The 223-nt window shown below is 55.2% G+C and carries 1 rRNA gene; it reads right to left on the reverse strand.

The window, feature by feature from the left end:
• Positions 1 to 223: ribosomal RNA gene (locus WFK95_RS24815) — 23S ribosomal RNA — on the reverse strand; the annotation flags it as partial.

Raw genomic sequence — 223 nt, forward strand, 5'->3', positions numbered from 1 at the left:
CCACCTGTGTTGGTTTGGGGTACGGGCCACATCAGATCTCGCTAGAGGCTTTTCTCGGCAGCATAGGATCATGGAATTCACCGCAACGGCTACGCATCACCTCTCAGGCTTGTATGAGATCCGGATTTGCCTAGATCTCGCCCTACAGGCTTACACCAGTACAACCACTGACTGGCCCCACTACCTTCCTGCGTCACCCCATCGCTTGACTACTACCAGCCGA

Origin of the sequence: Tsukamurella sp. USMM236 (genome assembly GCF_037148755.1) — a bacterium.
GTDB lineage: Bacteria > Actinomycetota > Actinomycetes > Mycobacteriales > Mycobacteriaceae > Tsukamurella.